Below are 25,321 nucleotides of genomic sequence, written 5' to 3' on the forward strand. Positions count from 1 at the left end.
GGCGGGCCTTCCTGCATGTCATGGCGGGCTCGACCCGCAATCCATGAGGCGCCCCCATCGGCCGCCTCATGGATCCCGGCCTGCGCCGGGATGACATGCGATGCGGCGCGCAGCGCCGCGACGCATGTCACTTGAAGTTGCGGATGCGTTCCAGGTTCGCCTTGCCGAACTGCTTCTCGAACTCGGCGTTCACCGGCGCCAGGGCCTGCACGAACTTGGCCTTGTCGACGTTGTCGATCACGGTCATGCCCTTGGCGCGCAGGTCGGCCACGCCCTTGGCGTCGTCCTCGTCCACGCGCGCGCGGTTGGCGGCGGTGGCGACCTTGGCGGCCTCCAGGAAGGCCGTCTTGTCCGCGGCGGACAGCTTGTCGAACGCGCCCTTGTTCATCACGAAGATGCAGGGCGAGTAGACGTGGCCGGTCAGCGACAGGTGCTTCTGCACCTGGTCGAACTTGGCGGAGATGATCACCGACAGCGGGTTCTCCTGGCCGTCCACCGTGCCCTGCTGCAGGGCGGTGAACACTTCGGGGAAGGCCATGGGCGTGGTGATGATGCCGAAGCCCTTGTAGGCGGCGATGTGCACCGGGTTCTCCATGGTGCGCATCTTCAGGCCCTTGAGGTCCTCGGGCGCCTTCACGTCGCGCTTGCTGTTGGTCATGTGGCGGAAGCCGTTCTCGGCCCACGCCAGCGCCTTGAAGCCCTTGGCGTCGAACTTGGTCAGCAGCTCCTGGCCGATCGGGCCGTCCAGCACGGCGCGGGCGTGCGCCTTGTCGCGGAACAGGAAGGGCACGTCCAGGATCTTGGTCTCGGGCACGAAGTTGGGCACCGGGCCGGTGGAGCTGAAAGCCAGCTCCTGCGTGCCGAGCTGCACCGCCTCGATCGACTCGCGCTCGCCGCCCAGCGAGCCGTTGTAGAAGGTCTGGACCTTGTAGCGGCCGTTGGTGCGCTTCTCGACTTCCTTCGCGAAGGTGTCGATCGCCACGCCCTGGTGAGAGTTCTGGGCGGTGGAGATGCTGATCTTCATCGTGGTCTGGGCGGACGCCAGCGAGCTGGCGAGCAGGCCCGCGGCCAGCACGGTGAAGAGCTTCGTGTACTTCATGGGGTCTCCTGGAGGTATGGGTCTTCGACGACCCATCATGCCGCACCGTGGACTGGTCTTACCACCGGAGTTCTACCGACGCGCAGCGTCAGCATGCGTCAGGATTCGCTGGGGTGCGCTTCGCGCAACCCAGCCTACCAGGGGCAGTCCGCCGCGATTCCGCGATGTTCGTAGGCTGGGTTGCGCGAAGCGCACCCCAGCGTACCAGGGGCAGTCGGCCGCGATTCCGCGATGTTCGTAGGCTGGGTTGCGCGAAGCGCACCCCAGCGTACCAGGGGCAGTCGGCCGCGAACCCGCGATGTCCGTAGGCTGGGTTGCGCGAAGCGCACCCCAGCGCCTCGCCGCTACATGTTCGTGTAATTCGGCCCGCCGCCGCCCTCGGGCGTGACCCACACGATGTTCTGCGTCGGGTCCTTGATGTCGCAGGTCTTGCAGTGCACGCAGTTCTGCGCGTTGATCTGCAGCCGCTCCTTGCCGTCTTCCTGCACGAACTCGTACACCGCGGCGGGGCAGTAGCGGCTCTCGGGGCCCGCAAACTTGTGCAGGTTGACGTCCACCGGCACCGAGGGATCCTTCAGCGTCAGGTGCGCCGGCTGGTCCTCGGCATGGTTCGTGTTCGAGATGAACACCGAAGACAGCCGGTCGAAGGTCAGCTTGCCGTCCGGCTTCGGGTACACGATGGGCTTGCACTCCGCCGCCGGCTTCAGGTAGGTGTGGTCCGGGCGCTCGCGGTGCAGCGTCCACGGGATGCTCCCGCGCAGCAGGAACTGCTCGATGCCCGTCATGAAGGTCGCCACCGAGCGGCCCTTCTTGAACCATTGCTTGAAGTTGCGCGCCTTGTTCAGCTCCGTGAACAGCCAGGACTTCTCGAAGGCTTCCGGGTACGCGGTGAGTTCGTCGTGCTGCCGTCCCGCCTGGACCGCGTCGAATGCGGCGCGCGCCGCCAGCATGCCGGTCTTGATCGCGGCGTGGCTGCCCTTGATGCGCGAGGCGTTCAGGTAGCCGGCGTCGTCGCCAACGAGCGCGCCGCCCGGGAACACCGTCTTCGGCAGCGACAGGATGCCGCCCACCGTCAGCGCGCGGGCGCCGTAGCCCAGGCGCTTGGCCGTGCCGCCGTCGAAGTACCAGCGGATGTTCGGGTGCGTCTTGAAGCGCTGGAACTCCTCGAAGGGCGAGAGGTAGGGGTTGGCGTAGTCGAGGCCCACCACGAAGCCGATCGCGACCTGGTTGTTCTCCATGTGGTACAGGAATGAACCGCCGTAGGTCATCTCGTCGAGCGGCCAGCCCGCGCTGTGCAGGGCGAGGCCGGGCTGGTGGCGGGACGGATCGATTTCCCACACTTCCTTGATGCCGATGGAATAGCTCTGCGGGTCGCGACCCTCATCGAGCTTGAAGCGCGAGATGAGCTGGCGGCCCAGGTGGCCGCGCGCGCCTTCGGCGAAGACCGTGTACTTGGCGTGCAGTTCCATCCCGAGCTGGAAGTTCTCGGTCGGCTCGCCGTCCTTGCCCACGCCCATGTTGCCGGTGGCGACGCCCTTGACGGAGCCGTCCTCGTTGTAGAGGACTTCGGCCGCGGGGAAGCCGGGGAAGATCTCCACGCCCAGTTCCTCGGCCTGCTGCGCGAGCCAGCGCACCACGTTGGCGAGGCTCACGATGTAGTTGCCGTGGTTGCCGAAGTTGGGCGGCAGCAGGAAGTTGGGCACGCGCGTGGCGCCCTTCTCGCCGAGGAACAGGAAGATGTCCTCGGTGACGGGCACGTTCAGCGGCGCGCCCTTTTCCTTCCAGTCGGGGATGAGTTCCGTCAACGCCTTCGGGTCCACGATGGCGCCGGACAGGATGTGCGCGCCCGGCTCCGAGCCCTTCTCGAGCACCACCACCGAGATTTCCTTGCCCTCTCCGGCCGCAAGCTGTTTGAGGTGGATCGCGGTGGCCAACCCGGCGGGGCCGCCGCCGACGACGACCACGTCGTATTCCATCGCTTCGCGCGGTCCGAACTGGGCCAGGATTTCTTCTTGGGTCATGGGGGTCTCGTCGATAATGGTTCGAGCGCACGCGCGGTACGCCGCCGCGGAGGCTCGTGCATTCTACCGGCGCGCTTCGCTCGCAGCGAACGATCGTGCTATTCATTCTAGAGAGGACTCCCAGTGGCTTACAGCATCGACTTGTCCGGCCGTGTCGCCTTCGTTACGGGCGCATCGAGCGGCCTGGGCGCGCAGTTCGCACGCACGCTGGCCCGCTCCGGCGCGGCGGTGGTGCTGGCGGCGCGCCGCATCGAGAAGCTGAAGGACCTGCGTGCCCAGATCGAGGGCGAGGGCGGCGACGCGCACGTCGTGGGCCTGGACGTCACGAGCGTCGAGAGCATCAAGGCCGCCGTGGCGCATGCCGAGACCGAGATGGGCTCGATCGACATCCTCGTCAACAACTCGGGCGTGAGCACCACGCAGCGCATCCAGGACGTGGGCGAGGAAGACTTCGACTACGTCTTCGACACCAACGTGCGCGGCGCGTTCTTCGTCGCGCAGGAAGTGGGCAAGCGCATGCTGGCCCGGGCCCGCGGCGCGGCGCCCGGCACCTTCACGGGCGGGCACATCATCAACATCGCCTCGGCCGCGGGCCTGCGGGTGCTGCCGCAGATCGGCGTGTATGCGATGAGCAAGGCCGCGGTGGTGCACATGACCAAGGCCTTCGCGCTGGAGTGGGGCCGCTTCGGCATCAACGTCAATGCGCTGTGCCCCGGCTACATCGACACGGAGATCAACCACCACCACTGGCAGACGGAGCAGGGCCAGAAGCTGGTGCAGATGCTGCCGCGCAAGCGCGTCGGCAAGCCGGAAGACCTGGACTCGGCGCTGCTGATGCTCGCGTCCGACCGCAGCCACTTCATCAACGGCGCGGTGATCTCCGCCGACGACGGCCTCAGCCTGTGAGGCGGCCCGCCTCGGGCGCATGCTGACGGGCGTGCTGGCCGGCGTCGGTGCCGGCGCCCTGTGGGGGCTCGTGTTCGTCGCACCGCGGATGGTCAGCGGCTTCAGCGCCGTCGACCTCGCGTCGGGCCGCTTCGTGGCATACGGGGCGGTCGCCGTCCTGGTGGGCGTGACGGCGCGCCGGCCGCTGCCGAATGCTTCGCAGGCGTTGTCCGCCATCGGCCTCAGCCTCCTCGGCTTCACCGGCTACTACCTGCTGCTCGTGCTCGCGATCCGCGATGCGGGCACGGAGGTGCCGACCCTCATCATCGGCACCATCCCGATCTGGGTGATGCTGCTGGGCAAGCCGGGGCACCTGCGCTGGGGCGCGCTGGTGCCGGGCATCGTGCTCACGGCAGCCGGGCTCGCCCTGATGGCGCTGTCGCCGCGCGGCGCTGCCGGTGGCGCGCATGGAGAGCACTACGTGCGCGGGCTGCTGTTCGCCGCCGCCTCGCTGGCGAGCTGGACGGCCTTCGCGCTGCTGAATTCCGCGTGGTTGAAGCGCCATCCGGAAGTGCGCGTCACCGACTGGGCGAACTGGCTGGGCCTCGCCACCGGCGCCGGGGCGATCCTGCTGTGGCTGGTGGCCGGCTCCGACGCGTCGCAACTGCGCGCGCAGCCCGACCTGGGACTGTTCGCCGTGCTGGCGCTCGCCACGGGCGCGGGTTCCGCGTGGCTGGCCACCATCCTCTGGAACGTGGCGAGCCGGCGCCTGTCCGCCAGCCTGTGCGGCCAGCTGATCGTGAGCGAGACGCTGTTCGCGCTCGCTTATTCTTTCGCCTGGGACGGCCGCTGGCCCACGCCCGCGCAGGCCGCGGCGGTCGTCCTCTTCACCCTCGGCATCCTGGCCGCCATCCACGCCCACCGATGAAGCTCGAACTCCCCGAACGCAAGAAGCTGGTCCACACGCTGCAGATCCCCCTCCGCTGGGGCGACATGGATGCCATGGGCCACGTGAACAACACGCTGTACTTCCGGTACCTCGAGATCGCGCGCATCGACTGGATGGAGAAGGTCGGCTGCCCGCCCAACCCGCAAGGCGAGGGGCCGCTGATCGTCAACGCGTTCTGCAACTTCCACAAGCAGCTGGAGTACCCGGGCGACATCGTCGTGAAGATGTACGCCAGCGACCCGGGCCGCAGCAGCTTCGAGAGCTGGGCGACGATCGAGCGTGTGGACGACCCCGGCGTGGTCTACGCCTCGGGCGGCGCGACGACGGTGTGGGTGGACTTCCCGAAGCAGAAGTCGGTGGCGATGCCGGAGTGGTTCCGGGCGCTGGTCGAATAGGTGGTGGAGAGGTCGTCGGGCGCTTGCGCGAAACGGCCGTAGGCTGGGTTGCCCGCAGGGCACCCCAGCTTTTTTGCCGCCGCCGTGAACGCTGGGGTGCGCTACGCGCAACCCAGCCTACGCCGCCTCCGCGCAACAGCCGACGTCACCTTCGCGCAACCAGCCGACGCCGACTTCACGCAACCAGCCGACGCCGACTTCGCGCAACCCAGCCTGCTGGCCGCCCTCCCACAAACTGACGACATCCCGCGCCCGCCATGCCGCGTTGCACCGGCATGCGCCACTACATCCGCGCCAACGCCGCCGGCGCCACGTACTTCTTCACCGTCGTCCTGCAGGATCGCGGCGCGCGCTGGCTGGTCGACCACGTCGATGTGCTGCGTGCCTCCGTCGCCGCGGCGAAGGCGCGGCACCCTTTCCGCATCGACGCGATGGTGGTGTTGCCGGACCACCTTCATGCCCTGTGGACCCTGCCCGAAGGCGACGCGGATTTCTCCGTGCGCTGGATGCTGATCAAGCGGCGGTTCACACGGGAGCTCCTGTCACGGCGATTGCTGGATGCGTCCGCGGGGCGCCGGCGGGGGGACGCCGAACGTTCACTTTGGCAGCGGCGCTTCTGGGAACACCAGGTCCGTGACGAGGAGGATCTCGGGAAGCACGTCGACTACATCCACTTCAACCCGGTGAAGCATGGATGGGTGCAGCGGGCGGCGGACTGGCCGCATTCGAGTTTTCACCGGTACGTGCGGGAGGGCGTGGTGCCGGTGGATTGGGGGATGGCGGTGGGGGTGGAGGGGAGGTTCGGCGAGTGAGTGCGCGGGTGCATGCGCGCCCGTAGGCTGGGTTGCCCGGAGGGCACCCCAGCCTTCTTGTCGCGCGCGGATCGCTGGGGTGCGCTTCGCGCAACCCAGCCTACTTCTTCTCCCGCGGCACCCGCCCCATCAGGTAGAACTCCGCATTCGGCATCATGTCCGAGAAGCTCGCCATCCGGTTCGACAGGCCGAAGAAGGCCGTGATCGCCGCGATGTCCCAGATGTCCTCGTCGTCGAAGCCGTGCGGGTGCAGGGCCGCGAAGTCGGCGTCCGCGATCTCGTGCGAGCGCAGGCAGACCTTCATCGCGAAATCCAGCATCGCGCGCTGGCGCGGCGTGATGTCGGCCTTGCGGTAGTTCACCGCCACCTGGTCGGCCACCAGCGGCTTCTTCTCGTAGATGCGCAGGATGGCGCCGTGCGCCACCACGCAGTAGAGGCACTGGTTGGCCGCGCTGGTCGCCGTGACGATCATCTCGCGCTCGCCCTTGGTCAGCGACCCCGTCTCCTTCAGCATCAGCGCGTCGTGGTACGCGAAGAAGGCCCGCCACTCCGCGGGCCGGCGCGCGAGCGCGAGGAAGACGTTCGGCACGAAGCCGCTCTTTTCCTGCACCTCCAGGATGCGCTGGCGCATGTCCTCGGGCAGGTCCTTGAGTTCGGGCATGGGGTAGCGGGTCATCGGGCGAGGATAGCCGCCGCGCCTGCCTGGGGCTACTTCCTATCGCCGCCATAAAGGCAATTGCCTTTATTTATTTTGCAGCGGAAATCACACTGCCCGCACTGCAAACGAAAGGCATTCCGATGCGCCAGCCGCCCCGTCTCACCACCGCTTCCGGGATCCCGGTCGCCGACAACCAGAACAGCCTCACCGCCGGCCCGCGCGGGCCGATCCTGCTGCAGGACTTCCACCTGATCGAGAAGCTGCAGCACTTCAACCGCGAGCGCATCCCCGAGCGCGTGGTGCACGCCAAGGGCTCCGGCGCGTACGGCACCTTCACCGTCACGCACGACATCACGCAGTACACGAAGGCGAAGCTGTTCGACCGCATCGGCAAGGAGACCGACACCTTCGTCCGCTTCTCCACGGTCGGCGGCGAGAAGGGCTCGGCCGACACCGAGCGCGACCCGCGCGGCTTCGCCGTGCGCTTCTACACGGAAGAGGGCAACTGGGACCTGGCGGGCAACAACACGCCCATGTTCTTCATCAAGGACCCGATCAAGTTCCCCGACTTCGTCCACACGCAGAAGCGCGATCCGCAGACCAACATGAAGTCGCCCACGATGATGTGGGACTTCTGGAGCCGCGCGCCCGAGTCGCTGCACCAGGTGACGATGCTCTTCTCCGACCGCGGCACGCCCGACGGCTATCGCCACATGGACGGCTTCGGCAGCCACACCTTCAGCATGATCAGCGCCGACGGCGAGCGCGTGTGGGTGAAGTGGCACTTCAAGACGCAGCAGGGCATCCGCAACCTCACGGCGGACCAGGCCGTGCGCATCGCCGGCGAGGACCCGGACTACGCGCAGCGCGACCTGTACCAGGCCATCGATCGCGGCGACTTCCCGCGCTGGGACGTGTCCATCCAGGTGATGACCGACGTGCAGCGCGTGGAATGGGAGAAGCGCACCGGCTGGAACGCCTTCGACCTGACCAAGGTCTGGCCCCACAAGGACTTCCCGCGCCTGCCCGTGGGCGTGCTGGAGCTGAACCTGAACCCGGAGAACTACCACGCCGAGGTGGAGCAGGCCGCCTTCTCTCCCGCGAACGTGGTGCCGGGCCTGGGCTACTCGCCGGACAGGATGCTGCAAGGCCGCCTCTTCGCGTACCACGACGCGCAGCTGTACCGCGTGGGCACCAACCACCAGCACCTGCCCGTGAACCGTCCGCGCTGCCCCTTCCACCACCAGCAGCGGGACGGCGCGATGACGGTCGACAACGGCGGGGCGGTGGCGAACTACGACAACGTGAATGCGTTCGGCACCGATGCGCGCGGCTTCGGCCACGGCGATCCGGGCTGGGCCCTCGAAGGCGTCGCGGGCCGCTACGACCCGCGGGGACACGACGACGACTTCACGCAGGCGGGCAACCTGTTCCGCCTGATGACCGCGGACGCGCAGGACCGGCTCACGACCAACATTGCGAACGCCATGCGCGGCGTGCCGCAGGAGATCCGGGAGCGGCAGCTGGGGCATTTCGCGAAGGCGGATCCGCGGTACGGGGCGGAGGTGGCGAGGAAATTGGGGGTGAAGGGATGAAGGCGATCAGGAAAGTGCTTGGGGTCGCGATCGGCGCGGGAGGGATCGCGGTGGTGTTGTCGCACGTGGCGATGGGGTACGCGGGCTGACGCCCGGTCGGTGGGGTTCGCGTTCGCTCAACTGCCGCGGCTTCGCCGCGCCACCCTACAAGCCGCTGCCATAGGGTGGCGGCGCGCCAGCGTATGCTCGCGCCTTCCCCCTCGCCGGAGCCCCCATGCTGCAACTCTCCAACGATCCCGAAACCCAGGCCGGCCTCAAGACCCGCCGGCAGGTCCTCGGCGACGCCTACGTCGATGCATCCCTCTCCAAGGTCACCGACTTCACGGCGCCGCTGCAGGAACTCGTGACCAAGCACGCCTGGGGCAACACCTGGCAGCGGCCCGGCCTGGACCTGAAGACGCGCAGCATCGTCACGGTCGCCATGCTGGTCGGCCTCGGCAAGATGCACGAGCTCAAGATCCACGTGCGCGGTGCGCTGAACAACGGCGTGACGCCGGCGGAGCTGCAGGAGATCTTCCTGCACGCGAGCGTCTACTGCGGCTTCCCGGCGGCGCTGGATGCCTTCCGCACCGCCGCGGAAGTGATCGACGCGAAGTAGGCTGCCTCAGCGTTGCGGTCGCTGGATGTGACCGCTGGCGCAAGTTGTGACGCCGGCCACCGTGCTGCCGCGTCGGGCCGTATGGTGGCGCATGGACAAGCAATGGCGCAGCGCGGCCCTGTTCGCGGCCGGAGCGATGGCGGCGGCCCTGGCCGTGACTGCCTATGTGAAGTGGTCGTCCCCCGGGGCCCCGCCGGAAGCGCGCGGCTTCCACGTCGCGGCGGCTCCCCCGGCGCCGGCCGAACCGGTGCCCATCGTCGCGCAGCCGGTGACGCTCGCGAGCAGCTGTCCCGCGCAGGCCCTGGCCAACGCGAGCGACGACGCCGACGGGCGCTTCACCCTCGAGCCCGTGCTGGCCAATGCGAACCACGCCGATGCGTCCGCCTTCCTCGCCGTCGCGAAGGAAGCCACGGGCGAGGGCCGCCTGCGTGATGCCGAAGTCGCCTTGCTCGCCGCCTGCCACATCGCCGAGAAGTCCAGCGGCCCCGCGTCGACGCCGCTCGCGGACGTGAAGTCGCAGCTCGGCCAGCACTACGTCCTCCTCGCCGCGCGCGAGGACCTGGAAGCCACGCGCGAGGGCCTGCTGCAGCGCGCGTCCACCTTGTTCTCGCAGAGCGCCGGCACGTATGCGACCGCGCTGGGACGCAATGCCTCCAAGACGCGCCTGGCCGAACAAAGGCTCGCTGCCCTGCAGGCGCCGGAAACGCTGCACGCGGCGCTTCGCACGGCAGCGCCGCTCAACGAAACCACGGCACGCGTGCAGGAGCCTTCCACCGCCACCATGGGCGCTGCGCCCACCGCGGCACCCCGGCGGGGTTCCGCGCCCGAGCTGGTGCGCTCCGACCCGGAGCTCGCGCAGCTGGAACACGACATCGAGCGCCTGCGCGCCCAGGCCGCGAGCGTCACGCGCGACCGCGGCGGGATGCAGCAGCGCGACGCGCAGGCGCTCGCGCAACGCGATGCCCGCTGCCAGGACAAGGCCTGCCTGCTGCAGTGGTACGCGCAGCGCCGCGCGCAGCTGCTCGACGAGTTCTGATGCGCGGCCTCAGCCGGCCATCAGCTTGTGCACGAGGTCCGCGGTGGTGTTGGCGCGGTACTTGCGCATGAGGCGCGCGCGGTAGATCTCCACCGTGCGGTGGCTGATCTCCAGCGTCTTGCCGATTTCCTTGGAGGTGAGGCCTTCCAGCAGGCGCGCGGCGACCTCGCGCTCGCGCGGCGTGAGTTCCGCCTTCACGGGCCGCTGGGCGCTCAGGTCCTCGAAGGCCCAGATGCCGGCTTCGTGCGGCGATGCGCGGTTCAGCGCGCGCCCGGTCACGTGGCACCAGAACACCTCGCCGCTGGCGCGCTTCATGATGCGGTCGTCCGCGTAGCGGCCCTTCGCGTTCAGGATCGGGATCATGCGCTGGCCGAGGCGCTCGTATTCCTCCGCGCTCGGGTAGAGCACGAGGAAGGACTGGCCTTTGAGCAGCTCGCGGGACCAGCCGAACATCTCGCAAAGCTGGGCATTGCAGTCCACAATGACGCGGTTGCGCGAGACGCACAGGCCCACGGGCGCAAGCTCGAAGGCGAGCCGGTAATCGACGTCCATGGGGTGATCCTCTAGGGAGTACTACGTAGCATCGTAGGTAGTATCGTAACGCGCAGCCGGGCCGTCCCCTCATGAAGGCCCTTCCAGCAGGAGAGCGGTGTGAACAAGATCTATCCCAATGCGGCGGCGGCGCTCGACGGCGTCGTCAAGAGCGGGCAGCTCATGGCTGTCGGCGGCTTCGGCCTCTGCGGCATTCCCGAGGCGCTGATCGAGGCGCTGAAGGCCAGCGGCGTGAAGGACCTGACGGTCATCTCCAACAACGCGGGCGTCGACGGCTTCGGCCTCGGCAAGCTGCTGGAGACGCGGCAGATCAGGAAGATGATCTCCTCGTACGTCGGCGAGAACAAGGAGTTCGAGCGCCAGTACCTGGCGGGCGAGCTGGAGCTGGAATTCACGCCCCAGGGCACGCTGGCCGAGAAGCTGCGCGCCGGCGGCGCCGGCATTCCCGCCTTCTTCACGAAGACGGGCGTCGGCACGATCGTCGCGGAGGGCAAGGAGCTGCGCGAGTTCGACGGCGAGACCTACGTGATGGAGCGTTCGCTGGTGCCCGACGTGGCGCTGGTGAAGGCCGACGTGGCGGACAGGAGCGGCAACCTGCGCTTCAACCTGACGGCGCGCAACTTCAACCCCGCGGCCGCCATGGCCGGCAAGGTGTGCATCGTCGAGGTGGAGAAGATCGTGGCGACGGGCGAGCTCGCCCCGGACGACGTGCACCTGCCCGGCATCTACGTGCACCGCATCGTGCACAACCCGACGCCGGAAAAGCGCATCGAGAAGATGACCACCCGCCCGCGCAAGTAAGGAGCAAGAACATGGCCTGGACCCAAGACCAGATGGCCGCGCGCGCGGCCAAGGAGCTGCAGGACGGCTTCTACGTGAACCTCGGCATCGGCATTCCCACGCTGGTGGCGAACCACGTGCCGGACCACATCGAGGTGTGGCTGCAGAGCGAGAACGGCATGCTGGGCATCGGCCCCTTCCCCTACGAGGACGAAGTCGACGCCGACCTGATCAACGCCGGCAAGCAGACCGTCACCACGATCAAGGGCTCGTCGATCTTCGGCAGCCACGACAGCTTCGCGATGATCCGCGGCGGCAAGATCAACCTGTCGATCCTCGGCGCCATGCAGGTGAGCGAGAAGGGCGACCTCGCCAACTGGATGATCCCGGGCAAGATGGTCAAGGGCATGGGCGGCGCCATGGACCTCGTGGCCGGCGTGCCGCGCGTGATCGTGCTGATGGAGCACGTGGCGAAGAAGAAGGACGGCACCGAGGACCTGAAGATCCTGCCCGAGTGCACGCTGCCGCTGACCGGCGTGGCCGTGGTGGACCGGGTGATCACGGACCTGGGGGTGTTCGACGTGACGCCGCAAGGGCTGAAGGTCGTGGAGCTCGCGCCGGAAGTGACGTTCGACTTCGTGCAGGCCAAGACGGGCGTGAAGCTGCTGAAGTGAGGTCCGATCGGTGGGGTTCGCTGCGCTCACCGTCCGCGGCTGCGCCGCGCCACCCTACCAAGGCGTCGTAGGGTGGCGGCGCGCCAGCGCCGGCAGGTGAACGAAGTGATCCCCACCGCGCGCGAAGCGCTCTCCCATCTCTGGCGCCTCGCAGGCCTCCCTGCCGAGGCGCTGTCGTTTGCCCACCTCCCCGGCACCGACCCCGTCTACCCGTCCTCCTTCCGCGTGGCGACCGCCGCGCAAACCACCATCGCTGCGGCCGCCCTGGCCGCTTGCGAACTCGGCCACCTGCGCGGCACCCCGCGCCAGTCGGTCACGGTGGACGCCACCCACGCCGCGGCCGAATGCCTCGCCTGGTTCAGCATCGACGGCCGGGTGCCCGAGCTCTGGGACAAGTTCTCCGGCCTCTACCGCACGCGCGACGGCTGGGTGCGCGTGCACGCCAACTTCGCGCACCACCGCGAAGGCGCCTTGCGCCTGCTCGGCCTCGATCCCGCCACGGCCGACCGGCCGGCCGCCGAAGCGGCGATGCTGGGATGGGACGCCGTCGCCTTCGAAACCGCTGCCGCCGAAGCCGGGCTCGTCGCCACCGCGCTGCGCAGCTTCGCCGCATGGGACGCCACCGGGCAGGGCCGCGCGATCGCCGCGCAGCCGCTCTTCACGCTCACGCGCATCGGCGACGCGCCGCCGCGCCGGCTCGCGGACCTCCACGAACACGACCGCCCGCTGGCCGGCGTGCGCGTGCTCGACCTCACGCGCATCCTCGCCGGCCCGGTCGGCGGCCGCGCGCTGGCGGCTTACGGGGCCGACGTGATGCTCGTGAACGCGCCGCACCTGCCCAACATCGAAGCGATCGCCGACACCAGCCGCGGCAAGCGCTCGGCGCTGGTGGACCTGCGCACCGACGCCGGCCGTGCCACGCTCGACATGCTGCTGGAGACCGCGCACGTCTTCGTGCAAGGCTACCGCCCCGGCGGCCTCGCCTCGCTCGGCTTTGGCCCCGAAGCGCTGGCACGGCGCCGGCCAGGCATCGTCGCCGTGTCGCTCTCCGCGTATGGCACGCAAGGCCCGTGGCGTGACCGCCGCGGCTTCGACTCCCTCGTGCAGACGGCCACCGGCTTCAATGCCGCCGAAGCGGAAGCTGCCGGCGTGCCGGCCAAGCCTCGCGCGCTGCCCATGCAGATCCTGGACGAGGCGACGGGCTACCTGATCGCCTTCGGTGCCGCCGCGGCGCTCCACCGCCAGCAGCGGGAAGGCGGCAGCTGGCACGTGGAGGTCTCGCTGGCCCAGACCGGCCACTGGCTGCGCCAGCTCGGGCGCGTGCCTGGCGGCCTCTCCGTCACGCCGCCGGACCTGGAGCCGTTCTGCGAGACCAGCCCCTCGGCCTGGGGTGCCTTGCGGGCGCCGCGGCACGCCGCCCAGCTCGGCCGCACGCCCGCGGCCTGGAGCCGACCGTCGGAGCGCCCGGGCGATTCCCCCGCGCGCTGGTAACGTCCGCTAGCGGCGCGGGAAGGCCGCTGACACCGGATGACTGGCTCCGCCTGCGCACTATGCACGGCCGGGTGCTCATCATCCCGCCATCGAACATTGCGCCGTCCTGGACGGTGGAAGGGCACGTCATGAAATACAAACTGGGAGTTCTGTGCGGGCTGCTGCTGGCGGGTGCGAATGCCATGGCCTGCTACACCGTGTACGACGGCAACAACCGTGTTGTCTACCGTGGCGTGGATGCACCGGTCGACATGAGCCTGCCCTTGCACCAGGCGGTCGCCGAGCGCTTTCCCGCCGGACACAGCCTCGTCTTCGACCAGGGCGCAAGCTGCTCCCCGGTCAACATCGCGCAGGTCGCGCGTCCCACCGGCCCGATGGTCCCGGTGAACACGATCCGCATGGAGCGCACCGGCCGGCAGCTGTCGCCGTCCAGCTCCGCGCCCCTGCTGACGGACCGCGACACGGCGATGCGGCAGAACCTCCCGCACACCGTGGTGGCGGGCGACATCGTGCTGGTGCCGCCCGGCGCGGCCGCCCGCGCCGACATCCCGACCTTCAGCGTGATCCCGGCCGACACGGCGCTCGCCCGTGCTTCGTCCGTGAACACCACCGCGATGGGCGCCGGCCCCGCGCCGAAGGACGAGACCATCATCACCGAGATGCGCAACCCGCCGATGACCATCATCCAGCGCGGCGACCGCGTTTCGGTGCAGCGCTGAAACCCTGAGTCGCATCCCGGCCTTGCAGGGTGGCGCGGCGCAGCCGCGGCCGGTGAGCGCCAGCGAACCCCACCGTGCGGCCCGTGCGCGCGCACATCGGTGGGGTTCACTTCGTTCACCTTCCCGGCGTGCCGCCGGCCACCCTACAGGACCTCGTCACGATGATCACCCCGGCCAGGATCGCCGCAGTGCCGCACAGGGCAGCCGGCGCCATCGCGTTGCCGAGCAGCAGCCAGTCCAGCACCGCGGTGCCCGCCGGCACGAGGTAGAACAGGCTCGTCACGTCCACGAGGTTGCCGGCCTGCAGCAGCCGGTAGAGCAGCAGCGTGGCCGCGACGGAGATGACCAGGCCGAGCCAGCCGACGGAGACGGCCAGTTCCGCCGACCATTCCACCCGCAACGGGGAAACGAGCAGCAGCAGCGCGAACACGGTACAGGCCACCGCGTATTGCAGCGGCAGCACGTCGAGAGGCGCTTGCTGCAGCCGCTTCTGCATCAGCGTGCCCGCCGTGATGCAGGCAAGGGCGGCAAAGGCGAACAGCAGGCCAGCGGGAGCGAGCCGCGCGAGCAGCAGGCTGTCGAGCACGACGAGCGTGACGCCCGCGAGGGCCAGGGCGAGCCCGCCAAGCCGCCGCGCCTGCAGCGGCCTTTCCGTGAGCAGCAAGGTCAGCACCGGCTGCAACCCGAGCAGCGTGGCGAGCAGGCCCGGCGTGACGCCGGCATCCAGCGCCTGCAGGTAGAACAGCGAGTAGCCGGCCACCAGCACCGCACCCGTGAGCGCCACCTGCCGCGCGGTACCTACTCGCGGCAACCATCGTCCGCGTTTCCACGCGATCAGGGAGATGACCGCCAGCGCCAGGCCGAAGCGCAAGGCGAGGAAGACGACGGAGCTGGCCTGCGCCAGGCCCGACTTGGAGAAGATCGCGCCGCTGCTCCACAGCAGCACGAAGAGGGCGGTCGGGGCGAAGGACGCCGCGCCGCGGGAGAGGAATTCCATGGTCCACACCTCGGAAGGTAGGCTGGGTTGCGCGTGAGCGCACCCCAGCGATGCGCCGACATGCTGGGGTTCGTTGGCGCGAAACCCAGCCTACGCGGGTCAACCCGCCAATGACGAAAAGGGGGAGGGGCCGGCGCTCAGGCGCGCGGCGGAGGTGCGGAAGGAGGAGGCGGGCAGCAGGCGAGCGCGTCCGCGCGCGCGGCGGGGAGGGCTCGTTGCGTGTTCATGCGCGGATGATATCCGCCTTCGCCGGAAAACGTCGACTCACGAAAGGCGAGCCCGCGAGGCCGAACCGCCAGGGCACGTCCGCGGCCTTGCTGATGCCGATGCGCGGGCCCACGACGATGTCGTACGCACGATCCGCCGCATGCACCTCGAAGGGCTTCTGGTCCAGGCGGTGGCCGTTGTAGTCGTGCACGATCGCCAGCGCCTGGCCCACGCGGCCGGGGCCCGAGCAGAGGAGACGCACGTCGTGCATCCCCCGGCGCTCGCACATCACGGCGATTCCCTCCAGGGGCTCGATCGCGCGGATCAGCACTCCCGCGCCATGCCCTTCTTCGCGGCACACGAAATTCAGGCACCAGTGGATGCCGTACGAGCGGTACACGTACGCACGCCCGGGCGGCCCGAACATCGCCTTGTTGCGCGGCGTGGGGCCGGAGTGGCTGTGCGACGCCGGATCCTCGCGGTCGTAGGCCTCCGTCTCCACGATGCGGCCGCCCACGCCGTCCACCAGCAGCACGGCGCCGATCAGCGTGCGTGCCATGTCGGGCGCGTTGCCCAGGAAGTCGGCGGGCTTCAAGCGCCTAGGCATGCGCCGGCTCCTCCTCGTCCGTCGACTCGCCCAGGAAGCCGCCGCTCTGGTGCGCCCACAGGCTGGCGTACAGGCCGCCCTGTGCCAGCAGCTCGCGGTGCGTGCCTTGCTCCACGATGCGGCCCTGGTCCATCACGACCAGCCGGTCCAGTGCTGCGATGGTGGACAGCCGGTGCGCGATCGCGATCACCGTCTTGCCCTGCATCAGCTCCTGCAGGCTCGCCTGGATCGCCGCTTCCACTTCGGAATCGAGCGCGCTCGTGGCTTCGTCCAGCAGCAGGATGGGCGCGTCCTTGAGCATCACGCGCGCGATGGCGATGCGCTGGCGCTGGCCGCCCGAGAGCTTCACGCCGCGTTCGCCGACGTGCGCTTCGTAGCCGGCGCGGCCCTGCGGATCCGTGAGCTTCTGGATGAACTCGTGCGCCTGTGCGCGCTTCGCGGCCTGCACCAGATCCTCTTCGCTTGCAGTGGGCCGCCCGTAGCTGATGTTGTCGTGCACCGAGCGGTGCAGCAGCGACGTGTCCTGCGTGACCATGCCGATGCTGGCGCGCAGGCTGTCCTGCGTGACATGGGCAATGTCCTGCCCGTCGATGAGGATGCGGCCGCCTTCGATGTCGTAGAAGCGCAGCAGCAGGTTCACCAGCGTCGACTTGCCGGCGCCGGAGCGCCCGATCAGCCCCACCTTCTCGCCGGGACGGATCACCAGGTCGAAGTCCGAGATCACCGGCTGCGGCTTGCCGTAGCCGAAGCGCACGTCCTCGAAGCGCACTTCGCCGCGCGACACTTCCAGCGGCCTGGCGTCCGGCGCGTCCAGCACCTGCCGCGGGCGGGTCAGGGTGCCGATGCCGTCCTGGATGGTGCCGATGTTCTCGAACAGCGACGCCATCTCCCACATGATCCAGTGCGACATGCCGCTCACGCGCAAGGTCATGGCCGTGACTGCCGCCACTGCGCCGACGCCCACCTGCCCCTGCGTCCACAGCCACACGGCGAACCCCGAGGCGCCCACGATCAGCGACACCACCAGCGTGTGGTTGACGATCTCGAACCCGCTCACCAGCCGCATCTGCCGGTAGCCCGTGTTCATGAACTCCGTCATCGCCTGCCGCGCGAAGCCGGCCTCGCGGTGCGTGTGCGAGAAGAGCTTCACCGTGGAGATGTTGGTGTACGCGTCGGTGATGCGCCCCGTCATCATCGCCCGCGCATCCGCCTGCGCCTTGCCGATGCGCGCGAGCCGCGGCACGAAGTAGATGCACGACGCCGCATAGCAGGCGAGCCAGATGGCGAAAGGCAGCATCAGCTGCTTGTCGAAGCTGCCGGCCAGCGCCAGGATGGTGATGAAGTAGACGCCGATGGCGATCACCACCTCGATCACGGTGAACAGCATCTCGCGCACGGCCAGCGCCGTCTGCATCACCTTGGTGGTGATGCGGCCCGCGAACTCGTCGGAGTAGAACGAGAGGCTCTGCCCCAGCATCATGCGGTGGAAGTTCCAGCGCAGGCGCAGCGGGAAGTTGATGGCCAGCGCCTGGTGCTTGAGGAAAGTGTGGAAGCCGACCAGCGCCACGCTGGAGAACAGCAGCAGCGCGAAGGCATACAAGGTCCCGCGCTCCTGCTGCCACAGCATGTCGCGCGGGGTGTTGGTCAGCCAGTCCACCACGTGGCCGAGGATGGCGAAGAGCCAGGCTTCCCAGGCTGAGATGGCGGCGCTCAGGATGGCGAGCACCACCAGGTACCCGCGCAGCCCGACGGTGCAGGCCCAGACGAAGGAAAAGAAGTTCTTCGGCAGGTCCCGCGGGACCTCCTCGGGATAAGGGTGGATCAGTTTTTCGAAGAGCCGGTACAACGAGGTCTCCAGGGCGGCCGCCCCATGCGGTGGCGGACCGGGAGTTTTAACGGAATCGCCACGCCCGGGGGTCGGACAGGGCGGAATGCTTTCCAGCGGCGGGAAAGATACTGTATAAACAACCAGTACTTCTGCCATGGCTGCCAGACCGCTCCCCGCTCCCGACCTGCCCCACGTGTGGCGCGGCAGGGAACTGGCGCAGGCCCAGGAAACCACCGTGCCCACCGGCCATCCTGCGCTCGATGCGCAACTGCCGGGACGCGGCTGGCCCCTGGGCAGCCTGGTCGAGGTGCTGCAGGGCGAAGCGCAGCAGCATGTCTGGCAATTGCTGGGAGCGGGGGTGGCCGCAGCCATCGCGGGACGCGATCCCGCCGTGCTGGTGCATCCACCTTACCAGCCTTTCGGGCCCAGCCTGCGCGCGCAGGGCATTGCCCCTGAGCGCCTGATGTGCGTCCATGCGGAGCGCCCCGCATCAAGGCTCTGGGCCGCGGAGCAGGCCTTGCGCTGCGCGGATGTGAGCGCGGTGCTGGCATGGGTGCCGCGTGCGCGGGCGGAGGAACTGCGCCGGCTGCACCTCTGCGCGCAAGCCGGTCAGAAGCTGCTGGTCGTGTTCCGGCCGCTCTCCGCGCGCGAGCAGTCGTCGCCCGCGCGCCTGCGCCTGCTGGTGCAAGGCACCGAAACCCTGGAGGTGCTGGTCCTCAAGAGGCGCGGCCCGCCCTTGCTGGAGCCGCTGGTGTTGCGCGCCCAGCCGCAGATGTTGTCCTCCCTGCTGGGGGCGCGGCAGAACCGCCGCCCGCTGCTGCAGCCCCTTCCCACCGGATCGCATGTACTGGATCGCCCTGCAACCCTTGCCGCATGACGATGCGAAGGCGTGGGGCTGGCGAGCGTTGCAGTTCACCCCCCGCGTCGCTTGCGTCGACGAAGCCCTGCTCCTGGAAGTGGGCGCTTCGGAGCGGCTGTTCGGCGGGCGCAAGCGCCTGCTGCGCCGGCTCTTGCGCGCGAGCGGGCTGGAGACCATGCCCTGGGCCGCGGGCCCGACCTCCCTGATGGCCTTGTCCCTGCTGCGGCTGCAACGCGGCGGGCAGAGCATGCCGCTCGCCGTGCCCTGGGGCTTGCCGCTTGCGACGTTCACGGCGGCCCAGGCCCACCTCGACACACTGGAGCGCGTCGGCGTCACCACGCTGGGTGAATTGCGCGAGCTCCCGCGCGCCGGTGTCGCGCGCAGGTTCGGCAGCGAACTGCTCGATGCGCTGGACCGCGCCTGGGGCGACAAGCCCGAGCGCTACGAATGGCTCTCGCTGCCTGCCGTCTTCGACGAGAACCAGGAGCTGCCGGAACTCGCCACCTCCGCACCGGAGTTGCTGCAGGCCAGTTCGCACCTGCTGCATCGCCTGCAAGCCTGGCTGCAGGCCCGCAACCTCGGCGTGCTCGCGCTCGAACTGGAATGGACGCTGGACCTGCGCCGCATCGACGGCAAGCCCTTGCCGTCGACGGAGAAGGTGGAGCTGCGCACCGCGCAGCCCACGCAGGACATGCGCCACCTGCGCAGGCTGGCTTCCGAGCGGCTCACGCGCACGACGATCTCGGCCCCCGCCAACCACCTGCGCCTGCGCACGCTGGAGACGGTGCCCTGGGGCGGTCGCACGACGAGCCTGCTGCCCGAAGACCAGAAGCAGGGCGAGCGACTGCACGAACTGGTGGAGCGCCTCAGCGTGCGTCTCGGCGCGAAGAACGTGACGATCGTGCAGCCGCGGCAGGACCACAGGCCCGAGTCCATGCAGGAATGGGTACCGGCCTTGTCCGCGCAGGAGCCTGCGCCCGGGGAGGGAAAGGCGGAGGACGTGCTCTTCCCGTCCTGGCTGCTGACCGAACCGCTGCGCCTGCAGGTGAAAGGCGACCAACCCTGGTACCAGGGACCGCTGCAGCTGCTCACGCGCGCGCGGCGCATCGAGACCAGCTGGTGGAACTCCGACGTCGAGGCGCCCGTGGTGCGCGACTACTTCATCGCCCGCAGCGAGAAGGCGGGGCTGCTGTGGATCTACCGCGAACGCCTTTCCGCCGAACAGGAACACGCCCAGTGGTTCCTGCACGGCATCTACGCGTGAAGGCAAGGCATGTCCTGGCTGCCCGATTACGCGGAGCTGCATTGCCTCTCCAACTTCTCCTTCCAGCGGGGTGCCTCGCATCCGCAGGAGCTGGTGCAGCGCGCGCACGAGCTGGGATATTCCGCCCTGGCGATCACGGATGAATGTTCCGTCGCTGGCGTCGTGCGCGCCTACGCCGAAGCGAAGAAGCTGAACCTGAAGCTGCTGCTCGGGGCGGAGTTCGCGCTGGACGGCTTCCGCCTGGTGGCGCTCGCGCGCCATGCCACGGGGTGGGGGAATCTTTGCGAGTTCATCACGGCCGCGCGCCGCATCGCCGGCAAGGGCGAGTACGTCTGCACGCGGGAGTCCAGCAACTTCTCGCTGCTCGAGGGTTGCGAGGTGCTGATCGCGCCGCGGCACGGGCTGCCGCTGCAGGACATTTGCGAACGGCTGGACTGGGGCGCGCGCCATTTCCAGGGCCATCTCTGGCTGGCCGCCGAACTGCTGCTCGATGGATCGGACGACCTGTGGCTGCACGACCTGCAGCGGGCGAGCGAAGCGACCGGCGTTCCGCTCGTGGCTGCGGGCGACGTGCACATGCATGCGCGCTCGCGCAAGCCCCTGCAGGACGTGATCACGGCAGTGCGCCTGGGCAAGTCGGTGCCGGAGTGCGGCTTCGCCTTGCAGGCGAATGCGGAGCAGCATTTGCGCCATCGCATGCGGCTGGCTTCGCAATACCCGCCCGAGTTGCTGGAGCGCACCCTGGAAGTTGCGGACCGCTGCACCTTCAGCCTGGAGGAGATCAAGTACCAGTACCCGCTGGAGGCGGTGCCCGCGGGGCTGACGCCGCGGCAGGCCTTGCGCCGCTTCACGATCGAAGGCGCGCGTTCGAGGTATCCGGAAGGCGTGCCGTGGCGGGTGCGCCGCCAGCTCGTGCGCGAGCTGGACCTGATCTCCGACTGCGCCTACGAGATGTTCTTCCTCACGGTGCACGACATCGTGCGGCACGCGCGATCCCTGGGCATCCTGTGCCAGGGGCGGGGCTCGGCCGCGAACTCCGCGGTGTGCTACTGCCTGGGGATCACGGCGGTGGACCCGGCGCGGTCGGACCTGCTGTTCGAGCGCTTCATCAGCCGCGAGCGCAAGGAGCCGCCCGACATCGACGTCGACTTCGAGCACGAGCGGCGCGAAGAGGTCATCCAGTACATCTATGCCAAGTACGGCAGGGACCGCTCCGCGATCGCCGCGGTGGTGGCGAGCTACCGTGCGCGCTCCGCGATCCGCGACGTCGGCAAGGCTCTGGACATTCCGGAGACGCTGGTCGATGCCTTCGCCAAGGACCATTTCTGGTTCGACGAACGCGGCGTGCGCGTGCAGAAGGTGGGCGAGCTCGCGGCTTCGCTGCAGGAGGAGGTGCCGGAGAAGGCGGTCGCCTTGTGGATGGAGCTGACGGAGGAGTTGATGGGGTTCCCTCGTCATCTCTCGCAGCACGTGGGGGGCTTCGTGCTCACGCAAGGGAAGCTCACTCGGCTCGTGCCCGTGGAGAACGCGGCGATGAAGGACCGCTCCGTGATCCAGTGGGACAAGGACGACCTGGAGGAGATGGGGCTGCTGAAGGTGGACGTGCTGGCCCTGGGCATGCTCACGGCCATCCGGCGCTGCCTGGACCTGGTGAGCATCCGGCGCGGCGTGCCCTTCCGGTTGACCGACATCCCGGACAAGGACCAGGCCACCTACGACATGATCTGCCGCGCCGACACCGTGGGCGTCTTCCAGATCGAGAGCCGTGCGCAGATGTCCATGCTGCCGCGGCTGAAGCCGCAGGTCTTCTACGACCTGGTGATCGAGGTGGCCATCGTGCGGCCGGGGCCGATCCAGGGCGGGATGATCCATCCTTACCTGAAGGCGCGCGAGCGCCTGTCGCGCGGCGAAGCGATCGAATACGAAAGCGAAGCGTTGAAGCCGGCGCTGGAGCGCACGCTCGGGATCCCCATCTTCCAGGAGCAGGTGATGCAGATCTCGATGATCGCCGCCGGCTTCTCCGCCGACGAGGCGGATCAACTGCGCCGCTCGATGGCGGCGTGGAAGCGGCACGGCGGCGTTCACAAGTTCCAGGACCGCCTGATCGACGGCATGCTCGCCAAGGGCTACCGCCGCGCGTTCGCCGAGGGCATCTTCAAGCAGATCCTCGGCTTCGGCGAATACGGCTTCCCCGAAAGCCACGCGTACAGCTTCGCGCTGCTCGCCTACGACTCGAGCTGGCTCAAATGCCACGAGCCCGAATGCTTCCTCGCCGCGATGCTCAACTCGCAGCCCATGGGCTTCTATGCACCGTCGCAGTTGATCCAGGATGCGCAGCGGCATGGGGTGGTGGTGCTGGAGCCGGATGCCTGCTTCTCGGATTGGGACTCCAAATTGGGGTCAGATTCCAATTTCGGAACGAAATTGGAATCTGACCCCAATTTGGACCCCCAGGGGCGGCCGCCCGTGCGCTTGGGTCTGCGCCTCGTCGGCTCCCTCGGTGAAGCTGCCGGTCGCCGCATCGTCGCCGCGCGCAACGATCAAGCGTTCACTTCCGTCGAAGACATGGCCTTGCGCGCGCAACTCGACGTGCAGGACCTCAACGCCCTCGCCGCCGCCGATGCCCTGAAGTCCCTCGCTGGCCATCGCCGACAGCAGGTGTGGGAAGCCGCGGCGCAGAGGAGGGCGCCGGCCTTGCTGCAATCCGCCCCCGTCAACGAACAGCCCCTGCTGCTCGAAGCCGCGCGCGAAGGCGAGGAGATCTACTTCGACTACGCCTCGATGGGCTTCACGCTGCGTCGCCACCCTGTGGCCCTGCTGCGCAATCGTCTCGCGCGCATGAAGCTCCTGAGCGCGCAGGAACTGCACGACCTGCCCCACAACCGCCGCGTGGGCGCCTGCGGCATCGTGACGGTGCGCCAGCAGCCGCAGACGGCCAACGGAACCATCTTCGTCACGATCGAGGACGAGACCGGCCCGGTGAACGTGATCGTGTGGAAGCACGTGCGCGAACGCCAGCGCGACGCGCTGCTGCAATCCAGGCTGATGGCCGTGCGCGGCATCTGGCAGCGGGACGTGGACAGCGGCGGCCAGGTGCGCCACGTCATCGCCGAGCAGCTGGAGGACCTCACGCCCTTGCTCGGCCGGCTGGGGCGGCAGCGCAGCTCGCGCGATTTCCATTGATCCCCTACAGTGGCACGCTTCTTGATGGGAGCGCCCGCCATGAACCAGACCATCGCCCTCCGACTGCCGCTGCTGCTGGCGACCGCCGCGCTGCTCTCCGCCTGCGCCATGCCCGCCGGGCGCATGGCCGCGGACAGCTGCCCCGTCGTCGCCAGCGTCCCGAATGGCCTCTACGTCGCGCCCTACCTGGGCGTGGAGAACTTGCTGAAGCCCGAGGACTTCGCGCGCGACTTCGCCTGCAGCGACGCCATCCAGGCACGCAGCTTCCCGCGCGGCTACGTCACGATCTTCGGCAGCTCGCGCATCGGCGAGAACGACGACCCGATCTACGCCGCGGTTCGCAGCTTCGCCCACCAGTGGGGCGCTCGTTATGGCCGCACCGTCCCCGTCATGACCGGGGCCGGCCCCGGCCTCATGGATGCCGCCAACCGCGGTGCCGCCGAAGCGGGTGCGCCCAGCGTCGGCTACACCACCTACTACGACCGCACGCCCACGCCCACGCCCCAGCGTCCTTACGGCGGCGACCCCACCAAGGCGCTGAATGCGCACGTCACCCACGGCCTCATCTTCTCCAGCGTCGCCGCACGCGAGGCGGCGATGATCAAGCACTCCGCGGCGATGGTGTTCACCCCCGGCGGAACCGGCACGGAATGGGAGATCTACCAGGTCGTCGAGATGATCAAGAGCCGCCAGGTGCTGCCCGTGCCCGTCTACTTCTTCGGCGACCGCGCCAGGTACTGGAAAGCGCTCGACGCACGCCTGGACGACATGGTCGCCCGCCGCACCGTGCGGCGCGACGAGCTCGCGTTCCTGAAGTTCGTGGCGACGCCGGAGGAACTCGTGCAGGCGTTGCGCGCGGACCTGCGCATGGACTGATGCTGGCGCGCGTGGGGAATCTCCTGGGCCTTGCCGGATGGCGCGACGGAACCGGAGACCGTAGGGTGGCGCGGCGAAGCCGCGGACGGTGAGCGACAGCGAACCCCACCGAGCAGCGGTGACGCACGCGCATCGATCGGTGGGGTTCGCTGCGCTCACCTTCCCGGCGTGCCGCCGGCCACCCTACGTGTTTCCCGCGTTCCGCGGGCGCAGGTTTCCCGCGTTCCGCGGGCGCAGGTTTCCCGCGTTCCGCGGGCCCAGGTTTCCCGCGTTCCGCGGGCCCAGGTTTCCGGCGCGCGCCCGCCTCAGCTGCGCATCCCCCCGCTCCCCGGCCACCCAGGCAGCGTGAGCTCGCCACGCGACTCGAACCGCGCGCTGCCGATGCGGCCGCGCAGGTGGTAATCGACCCGCGGCCGCTCCTCGCCCATGAAGAGCCCGATCGCCAGCCGCGCGAGGTTCACGGCCGACGCGGTCACCGGAACGGTGACGAGCACTTCGCCGAAAGGCGGCACCGTGCCCGCGAGGTCCGCCACGCCGCTCGCGAAAGCGCTGCCGCGCACCTGCAGGTCGATCACCACGCCGCGGAAGTCCAGCGGCGCCTCGTTCGGGTTCTGCACGCGCAGCACGCACAGGAAGCGCAACTCCATGCCTTCGCCGTCCGCCGCCTGCAGGTCGGCGACCTGCACCACGGGCGGCTCGCGGCCCGGCAGCGAAGCGCACCCCGCCAGCAGGAGCAGGGCGGCGGGCATCGCCTGGCGCCGGCGCATCATGCGAGACCCCGCAGTTCGCCGCAATACAGCAGCCCGCCACCGTCGGCAGGTGACGAGCGCAGCACGAGCGCGTAGCGACCGTCCGCCAGCTCCGCCAGCGGCAGCGGCACCGCATGCGACAGCATGAACGCACCGCGGCGCGACTGCGCGATGTCGCCGTTGGCGGTGCGCACCAGCACGTTGTCGTTGAGCGCGCGCGCGGGCTGCTGCGGCAGCGCCTCGCAGCGGCCTTCGTACAGGTACGTGTAGACGTGCAGCGGCGACGTGGGCTGCGGCCCCGCCGCCGTGAAGAAGACGGTCATGCGCGTGCCATCGGGCGCGGGGAGCAGGGTGGCTTGCGCGAAGCTCCCCGCGTTGGACGGCGCGGGAGCGAGCGGGACGACCACCGGGTCCGGCGTCGTCGCGCAGGCGGCCAGCGCGCAGAGGCTGGCCAGGTTGGAAAGAAGCACGGGTGCCCTCATGCGGC

24 protein-coding genes are annotated in these 25,321 nt (G+C 69.1%); 15 read left to right on the forward strand and 9 right to left on the reverse strand.

What is annotated here, in order from left to right:
* Positions 1 to 127 precede the first annotated feature (127 nt).
* Both H8N03_RS18420 and H8N03_RS18425 read right to left on the reverse strand, forming a co-directional pair.
* A complete protein-coding gene (locus H8N03_RS18420) occupies positions 128 to 1,099 on the reverse strand; it encodes a TRAP transporter substrate-binding protein (protein WP_187077666.1) in 972 nt (323 codons plus the stop codon).
* A 344-nt stretch (positions 1,100 to 1,443) separates the two neighbouring features.
* Complete coding sequence (locus H8N03_RS18425) at positions 1,444 to 3,120, reverse strand: electron transfer flavoprotein-ubiquinone oxidoreductase (RefSeq protein ID WP_187077667.1); 1,677 nt, start codon at positions 3,118 to 3,120, stop codon at positions 1,444 to 1,446.
* A gap of 123 nt (positions 3,121 to 3,243) precedes the next feature.
* Between H8N03_RS18425 and H8N03_RS18430 the strand changes: the two genes are divergently transcribed.
* From H8N03_RS18430 to H8N03_RS18445, 4 genes are all read left to right on the forward strand, one after another.
* Positions 3,244 to 4,026, forward strand: a complete 783-nt coding sequence (locus H8N03_RS18430) for an SDR family oxidoreductase (protein WP_187077668.1) — start codon at positions 3,244 to 3,246, stop codon at positions 4,024 to 4,026.
* A gap of 19 nt (positions 4,027 to 4,045) precedes the next feature.
* Positions 4,046 to 4,933, forward strand: a complete 888-nt coding sequence (locus H8N03_RS18435) for a DMT family transporter (protein WP_187077669.1) — start codon at positions 4,046 to 4,048, stop codon at positions 4,931 to 4,933.
* On the forward strand, positions 4,930 to 5,349 hold the full coding sequence (locus H8N03_RS18440; protein WP_187077670.1) for an acyl-CoA thioesterase: 420 nt from the start codon (positions 4,930 to 4,932) through the stop codon (positions 5,347 to 5,349). Before H8N03_RS18435 ends, H8N03_RS18440 begins: the two co-directional genes overlap by 4 nt.
* A 275-nt stretch (positions 5,350 to 5,624) precedes the next feature.
* Complete coding sequence (locus tag H8N03_RS18445) at positions 5,625 to 6,161, forward strand: REP-associated tyrosine transposase (RefSeq protein ID WP_187077671.1); 537 nt, start codon at positions 5,625 to 5,627, stop codon at positions 6,159 to 6,161.
* Between the two features lie 100 nt (positions 6,162 to 6,261).
* On the opposite strand, the gene H8N03_RS18450 is transcribed toward H8N03_RS18445, so the two are convergent.
* A complete protein-coding gene (locus H8N03_RS18450) occupies positions 6,262 to 6,837 on the reverse strand; it encodes a peroxidase-related enzyme (RefSeq protein WP_187077672.1) in 576 nt (191 codons plus the stop codon).
* Positions 6,838 to 6,959: 122 nt separating this feature from the next.
* Here H8N03_RS18450 and H8N03_RS18455 point away from each other — a divergent pair, with 122 nt between their 5' ends.
* The 3 genes from H8N03_RS18455 to H8N03_RS18465 all read left to right on the forward strand — a co-directional run bounded on the left by H8N03_RS18455 (position 6,960) and on the right by H8N03_RS18465 (position 10,048).
* Positions 6,960 to 8,414: a catalase gene (locus tag H8N03_RS18455; RefSeq protein WP_187077673.1), complete on the forward strand. Its 1,455-nt coding sequence runs from the start codon at positions 6,960 to 6,962 to the stop codon at positions 8,412 to 8,414.
* 214 nt (positions 8,415 to 8,628) lie between these two features.
* Entirely contained in the window at positions 8,629 to 9,012 is a 384-nt protein-coding gene (locus H8N03_RS18460) for a carboxymuconolactone decarboxylase family protein (RefSeq protein ID WP_187077674.1), read from the forward strand.
* Positions 9,013 to 9,103: 91 nt separating this feature from the next.
* On the forward strand, positions 9,104 to 10,048 hold the full coding sequence (locus H8N03_RS18465; protein ID WP_187077675.1) for a lysozyme inhibitor LprI family protein: 945 nt from the start codon (positions 9,104 to 9,106) through the stop codon (positions 10,046 to 10,048).
* Between the two features lie 9 nt (positions 10,049 to 10,057).
* On the opposite strand, the gene H8N03_RS18470 is transcribed toward H8N03_RS18465, so the two are convergent.
* Positions 10,058 to 10,600 carry a LuxR C-terminal-related transcriptional regulator gene (locus H8N03_RS18470; protein WP_187077676.1) on the reverse strand — a complete coding sequence of 181 codons (543 nt, stop codon included), beginning with the start codon at positions 10,598 to 10,600 and terminating at the stop codon, positions 10,058 to 10,060.
* A gap of 99 nt (positions 10,601 to 10,699) precedes the next feature.
* Between H8N03_RS18470 and H8N03_RS18475 the strand changes: the two genes are divergently transcribed.
* The 4 genes from H8N03_RS18475 to H8N03_RS18490 all read left to right on the forward strand — a co-directional run bounded on the left by H8N03_RS18475 (position 10,700) and on the right by H8N03_RS18490 (position 14,264).
* Positions 10,700 to 11,401, forward strand: coding sequence for a CoA transferase subunit A (locus H8N03_RS18475; RefSeq protein ID WP_187077677.1), 702 nt, complete (start codon positions 10,700 to 10,702; stop codon positions 11,399 to 11,401).
* Between the two features lie 11 nt (positions 11,402 to 11,412).
* Positions 11,413 to 12,054, forward strand: a complete 642-nt coding sequence (locus H8N03_RS18480; RefSeq protein ID WP_187077678.1) for a CoA transferase subunit B — start codon at positions 11,413 to 11,415, stop codon at positions 12,052 to 12,054.
* A 72-nt stretch (positions 12,055 to 12,126) separates the two neighbouring features.
* Positions 12,127 to 13,545 carry a CoA transferase gene (locus H8N03_RS18485; RefSeq protein WP_435531672.1) on the forward strand — a complete coding sequence of 473 codons (1,419 nt, stop codon included), beginning with the start codon at positions 12,127 to 12,129 and terminating at the stop codon, positions 13,543 to 13,545.
* Positions 13,546 to 13,673: 128 nt separating this feature from the next.
* Positions 13,674 to 14,264, forward strand: a complete 591-nt coding sequence (locus tag H8N03_RS18490) for a hypothetical protein (protein ID WP_187077679.1) — start codon at positions 13,674 to 13,676, stop codon at positions 14,262 to 14,264.
* Positions 14,265 to 14,379: 115 nt separating this feature from the next.
* Here H8N03_RS18490 and H8N03_RS18495 read toward each other — a convergent pair whose 3' ends face one another.
* The 3 genes from H8N03_RS18495 to H8N03_RS18505 form a co-directional block, all read right to left on the reverse strand.
* Positions 14,380 to 15,261 (reverse strand): DMT family transporter, encoded by an 882-nt coding sequence (locus H8N03_RS18495; RefSeq protein WP_187077680.1) that lies wholly within the window; start codon positions 15,259 to 15,261, stop codon positions 14,380 to 14,382.
* A gap of 223 nt (positions 15,262 to 15,484) precedes the next feature.
* Positions 15,485 to 16,075: a DNA-3-methyladenine glycosylase gene (locus tag H8N03_RS18500; RefSeq protein WP_187077681.1), complete on the reverse strand. Its 591-nt coding sequence runs from the start codon at positions 16,073 to 16,075 to the stop codon at positions 15,485 to 15,487.
* Positions 16,068 to 17,921 (reverse strand): ABC transporter ATP-binding protein, encoded by a 1,854-nt coding sequence (locus H8N03_RS18505; RefSeq protein WP_187077682.1) that lies wholly within the window; start codon positions 17,919 to 17,921, stop codon positions 16,068 to 16,070. Before H8N03_RS18505 ends, H8N03_RS18500 begins: the two co-directional genes overlap by 8 nt.
* A 136-nt stretch (positions 17,922 to 18,057) precedes the next feature.
* On the opposite strand from H8N03_RS18505, the gene imuA reads away from it, so the two are divergent.
* The 4 genes from imuA to H8N03_RS18525 are packed head-to-tail and all read left to right on the forward strand — an operon-like array spanning position 18,058 to position 24,085.
* Positions 18,058 to 18,780, forward strand: a complete 723-nt coding sequence (gene imuA, locus H8N03_RS18510) for a translesion DNA synthesis-associated protein ImuA (RefSeq protein ID WP_187077683.1) — start codon at positions 18,058 to 18,060, stop codon at positions 18,778 to 18,780.
* The gene (locus tag H8N03_RS18515; protein WP_187077684.1) at positions 18,746 to 20,026 is read left to right on the forward strand and encodes a Y-family DNA polymerase; all 1,281 of its coding nucleotides are present in this window, start codon (positions 18,746 to 18,748) and stop codon (positions 20,024 to 20,026) included. The genes imuA and H8N03_RS18515 overlap by 35 nt, the downstream gene beginning before the upstream one ends.
* A gap of 9 nt (positions 20,027 to 20,035) precedes the next feature.
* Positions 20,036 to 23,209: an error-prone DNA polymerase gene (locus H8N03_RS18520; RefSeq protein WP_187077685.1), complete on the forward strand. Its 3,174-nt coding sequence runs from the start codon at positions 20,036 to 20,038 to the stop codon at positions 23,207 to 23,209.
* 39 nt (positions 23,210 to 23,248) lie between these two features.
* Positions 23,249 to 24,085: an LOG family protein gene (locus H8N03_RS18525; protein WP_187077686.1), complete on the forward strand. Its 837-nt coding sequence runs from the start codon at positions 23,249 to 23,251 to the stop codon at positions 24,083 to 24,085.
* A gap of 305 nt (positions 24,086 to 24,390) precedes the next feature.
* Here the strand turns inward: H8N03_RS18525 and H8N03_RS18530 are convergent, their stop codons facing one another.
* Positions 24,391 to 24,855 (reverse strand): LEA/WHy family protein, encoded by a 465-nt coding sequence (locus tag H8N03_RS18530; RefSeq protein WP_187077687.1) that lies wholly within the window; start codon positions 24,853 to 24,855, stop codon positions 24,391 to 24,393.
* Entirely contained in the window at positions 24,852 to 25,316 is a 465-nt protein-coding gene (locus H8N03_RS18535) for a hypothetical protein (protein ID WP_187077688.1), read from the reverse strand. The genes H8N03_RS18530 and H8N03_RS18535 overlap by 4 nt, the downstream gene beginning before the upstream one ends.
* Between the last annotated feature and the right edge of the window lie 5 nt (positions 25,317 to 25,321).

The sequence above is a fragment of the Ramlibacter cellulosilyticus genome (genome assembly GCF_014297465.1).
GTDB lineage: Bacteria > Pseudomonadota > Gammaproteobacteria > Burkholderiales > Burkholderiaceae_C > Ramlibacter > Ramlibacter cellulosilyticus.

Coding starts and splice junctions, on each gene's coding strand:
- H8N03_RS18420 (WP_187077666.1), bottom strand. CDS start 1,099: ATGAAGTACACGAAGCTCTTCACCGTGCTGGCCGCGGGCCTGCTCGCC.
- H8N03_RS18425 (WP_187077667.1), bottom strand. CDS start 3,120: ATGACCCAAGAAGAAATCCTGGCCCAGTTCGGACCGCGCGAAGCGATG.
- H8N03_RS18435 (WP_187077669.1), top strand. CDS start 4,046: ATGCTGACGGGCGTGCTGGCCGGCGTCGGTGCCGGCGCCCTGTGGGGG.
- H8N03_RS18440 (WP_187077670.1), top strand. CDS start 4,930: ATGAAGCTCGAACTCCCCGAACGCAAGAAGCTGGTCCACACGCTGCAG.
- H8N03_RS18445 (WP_187077671.1), top strand. CDS start 5,625: ATGCGCCACTACATCCGCGCCAACGCCGCCGGCGCCACGTACTTCTTC.
- H8N03_RS18450 (WP_187077672.1), bottom strand. CDS start 6,837: ATGACCCGCTACCCCATGCCCGAACTCAAGGACCTGCCCGAGGACATG.
- H8N03_RS18455 (WP_187077673.1), top strand. CDS start 6,960: ATGCGCCAGCCGCCCCGTCTCACCACCGCTTCCGGGATCCCGGTCGCC.
- H8N03_RS18460 (WP_187077674.1), top strand. CDS start 8,629: ATGCTGCAACTCTCCAACGATCCCGAAACCCAGGCCGGCCTCAAGACC.
- H8N03_RS18465 (WP_187077675.1), top strand. CDS start 9,104: ATGGACAAGCAATGGCGCAGCGCGGCCCTGTTCGCGGCCGGAGCGATG.
- H8N03_RS18470 (WP_187077676.1), bottom strand. CDS start 10,600: ATGGACGTCGATTACCGGCTCGCCTTCGAGCTTGCGCCCGTGGGCCTG.
- H8N03_RS18480 (WP_187077678.1), top strand. CDS start 11,413: ATGGCCTGGACCCAAGACCAGATGGCCGCGCGCGCGGCCAAGGAGCTG.
- H8N03_RS18490 (WP_187077679.1), top strand. CDS start 13,674: ATGAAATACAAACTGGGAGTTCTGTGCGGGCTGCTGCTGGCGGGTGCG.
- H8N03_RS18495 (WP_187077680.1), bottom strand. CDS start 15,261: ATGGAATTCCTCTCCCGCGGCGCGGCGTCCTTCGCCCCGACCGCCCTC.
- H8N03_RS18500 (WP_187077681.1), bottom strand. CDS start 16,075: ATGCCTAGGCGCTTGAAGCCCGCCGACTTCCTGGGCAACGCGCCCGAC.
- imuA (WP_187077683.1), top strand. CDS start 18,058: ATGGCTGCCAGACCGCTCCCCGCTCCCGACCTGCCCCACGTGTGGCGC.
- H8N03_RS18515 (WP_187077684.1), top strand. CDS start 18,746: ATGTACTGGATCGCCCTGCAACCCTTGCCGCATGACGATGCGAAGGCG.
- H8N03_RS18520 (WP_187077685.1), top strand. CDS start 20,036: ATGTCCTGGCTGCCCGATTACGCGGAGCTGCATTGCCTCTCCAACTTC.
- H8N03_RS18525 (WP_187077686.1), top strand. CDS start 23,249: ATGAACCAGACCATCGCCCTCCGACTGCCGCTGCTGCTGGCGACCGCC.
- H8N03_RS18530 (WP_187077687.1), bottom strand. CDS start 24,855: ATGATGCGCCGGCGCCAGGCGATGCCCGCCGCCCTGCTCCTGCTGGCG.
- H8N03_RS18535 (WP_187077688.1), bottom strand. CDS start 25,316: ATGAGGGCACCCGTGCTTCTTTCCAACCTGGCCAGCCTCTGCGCGCTG.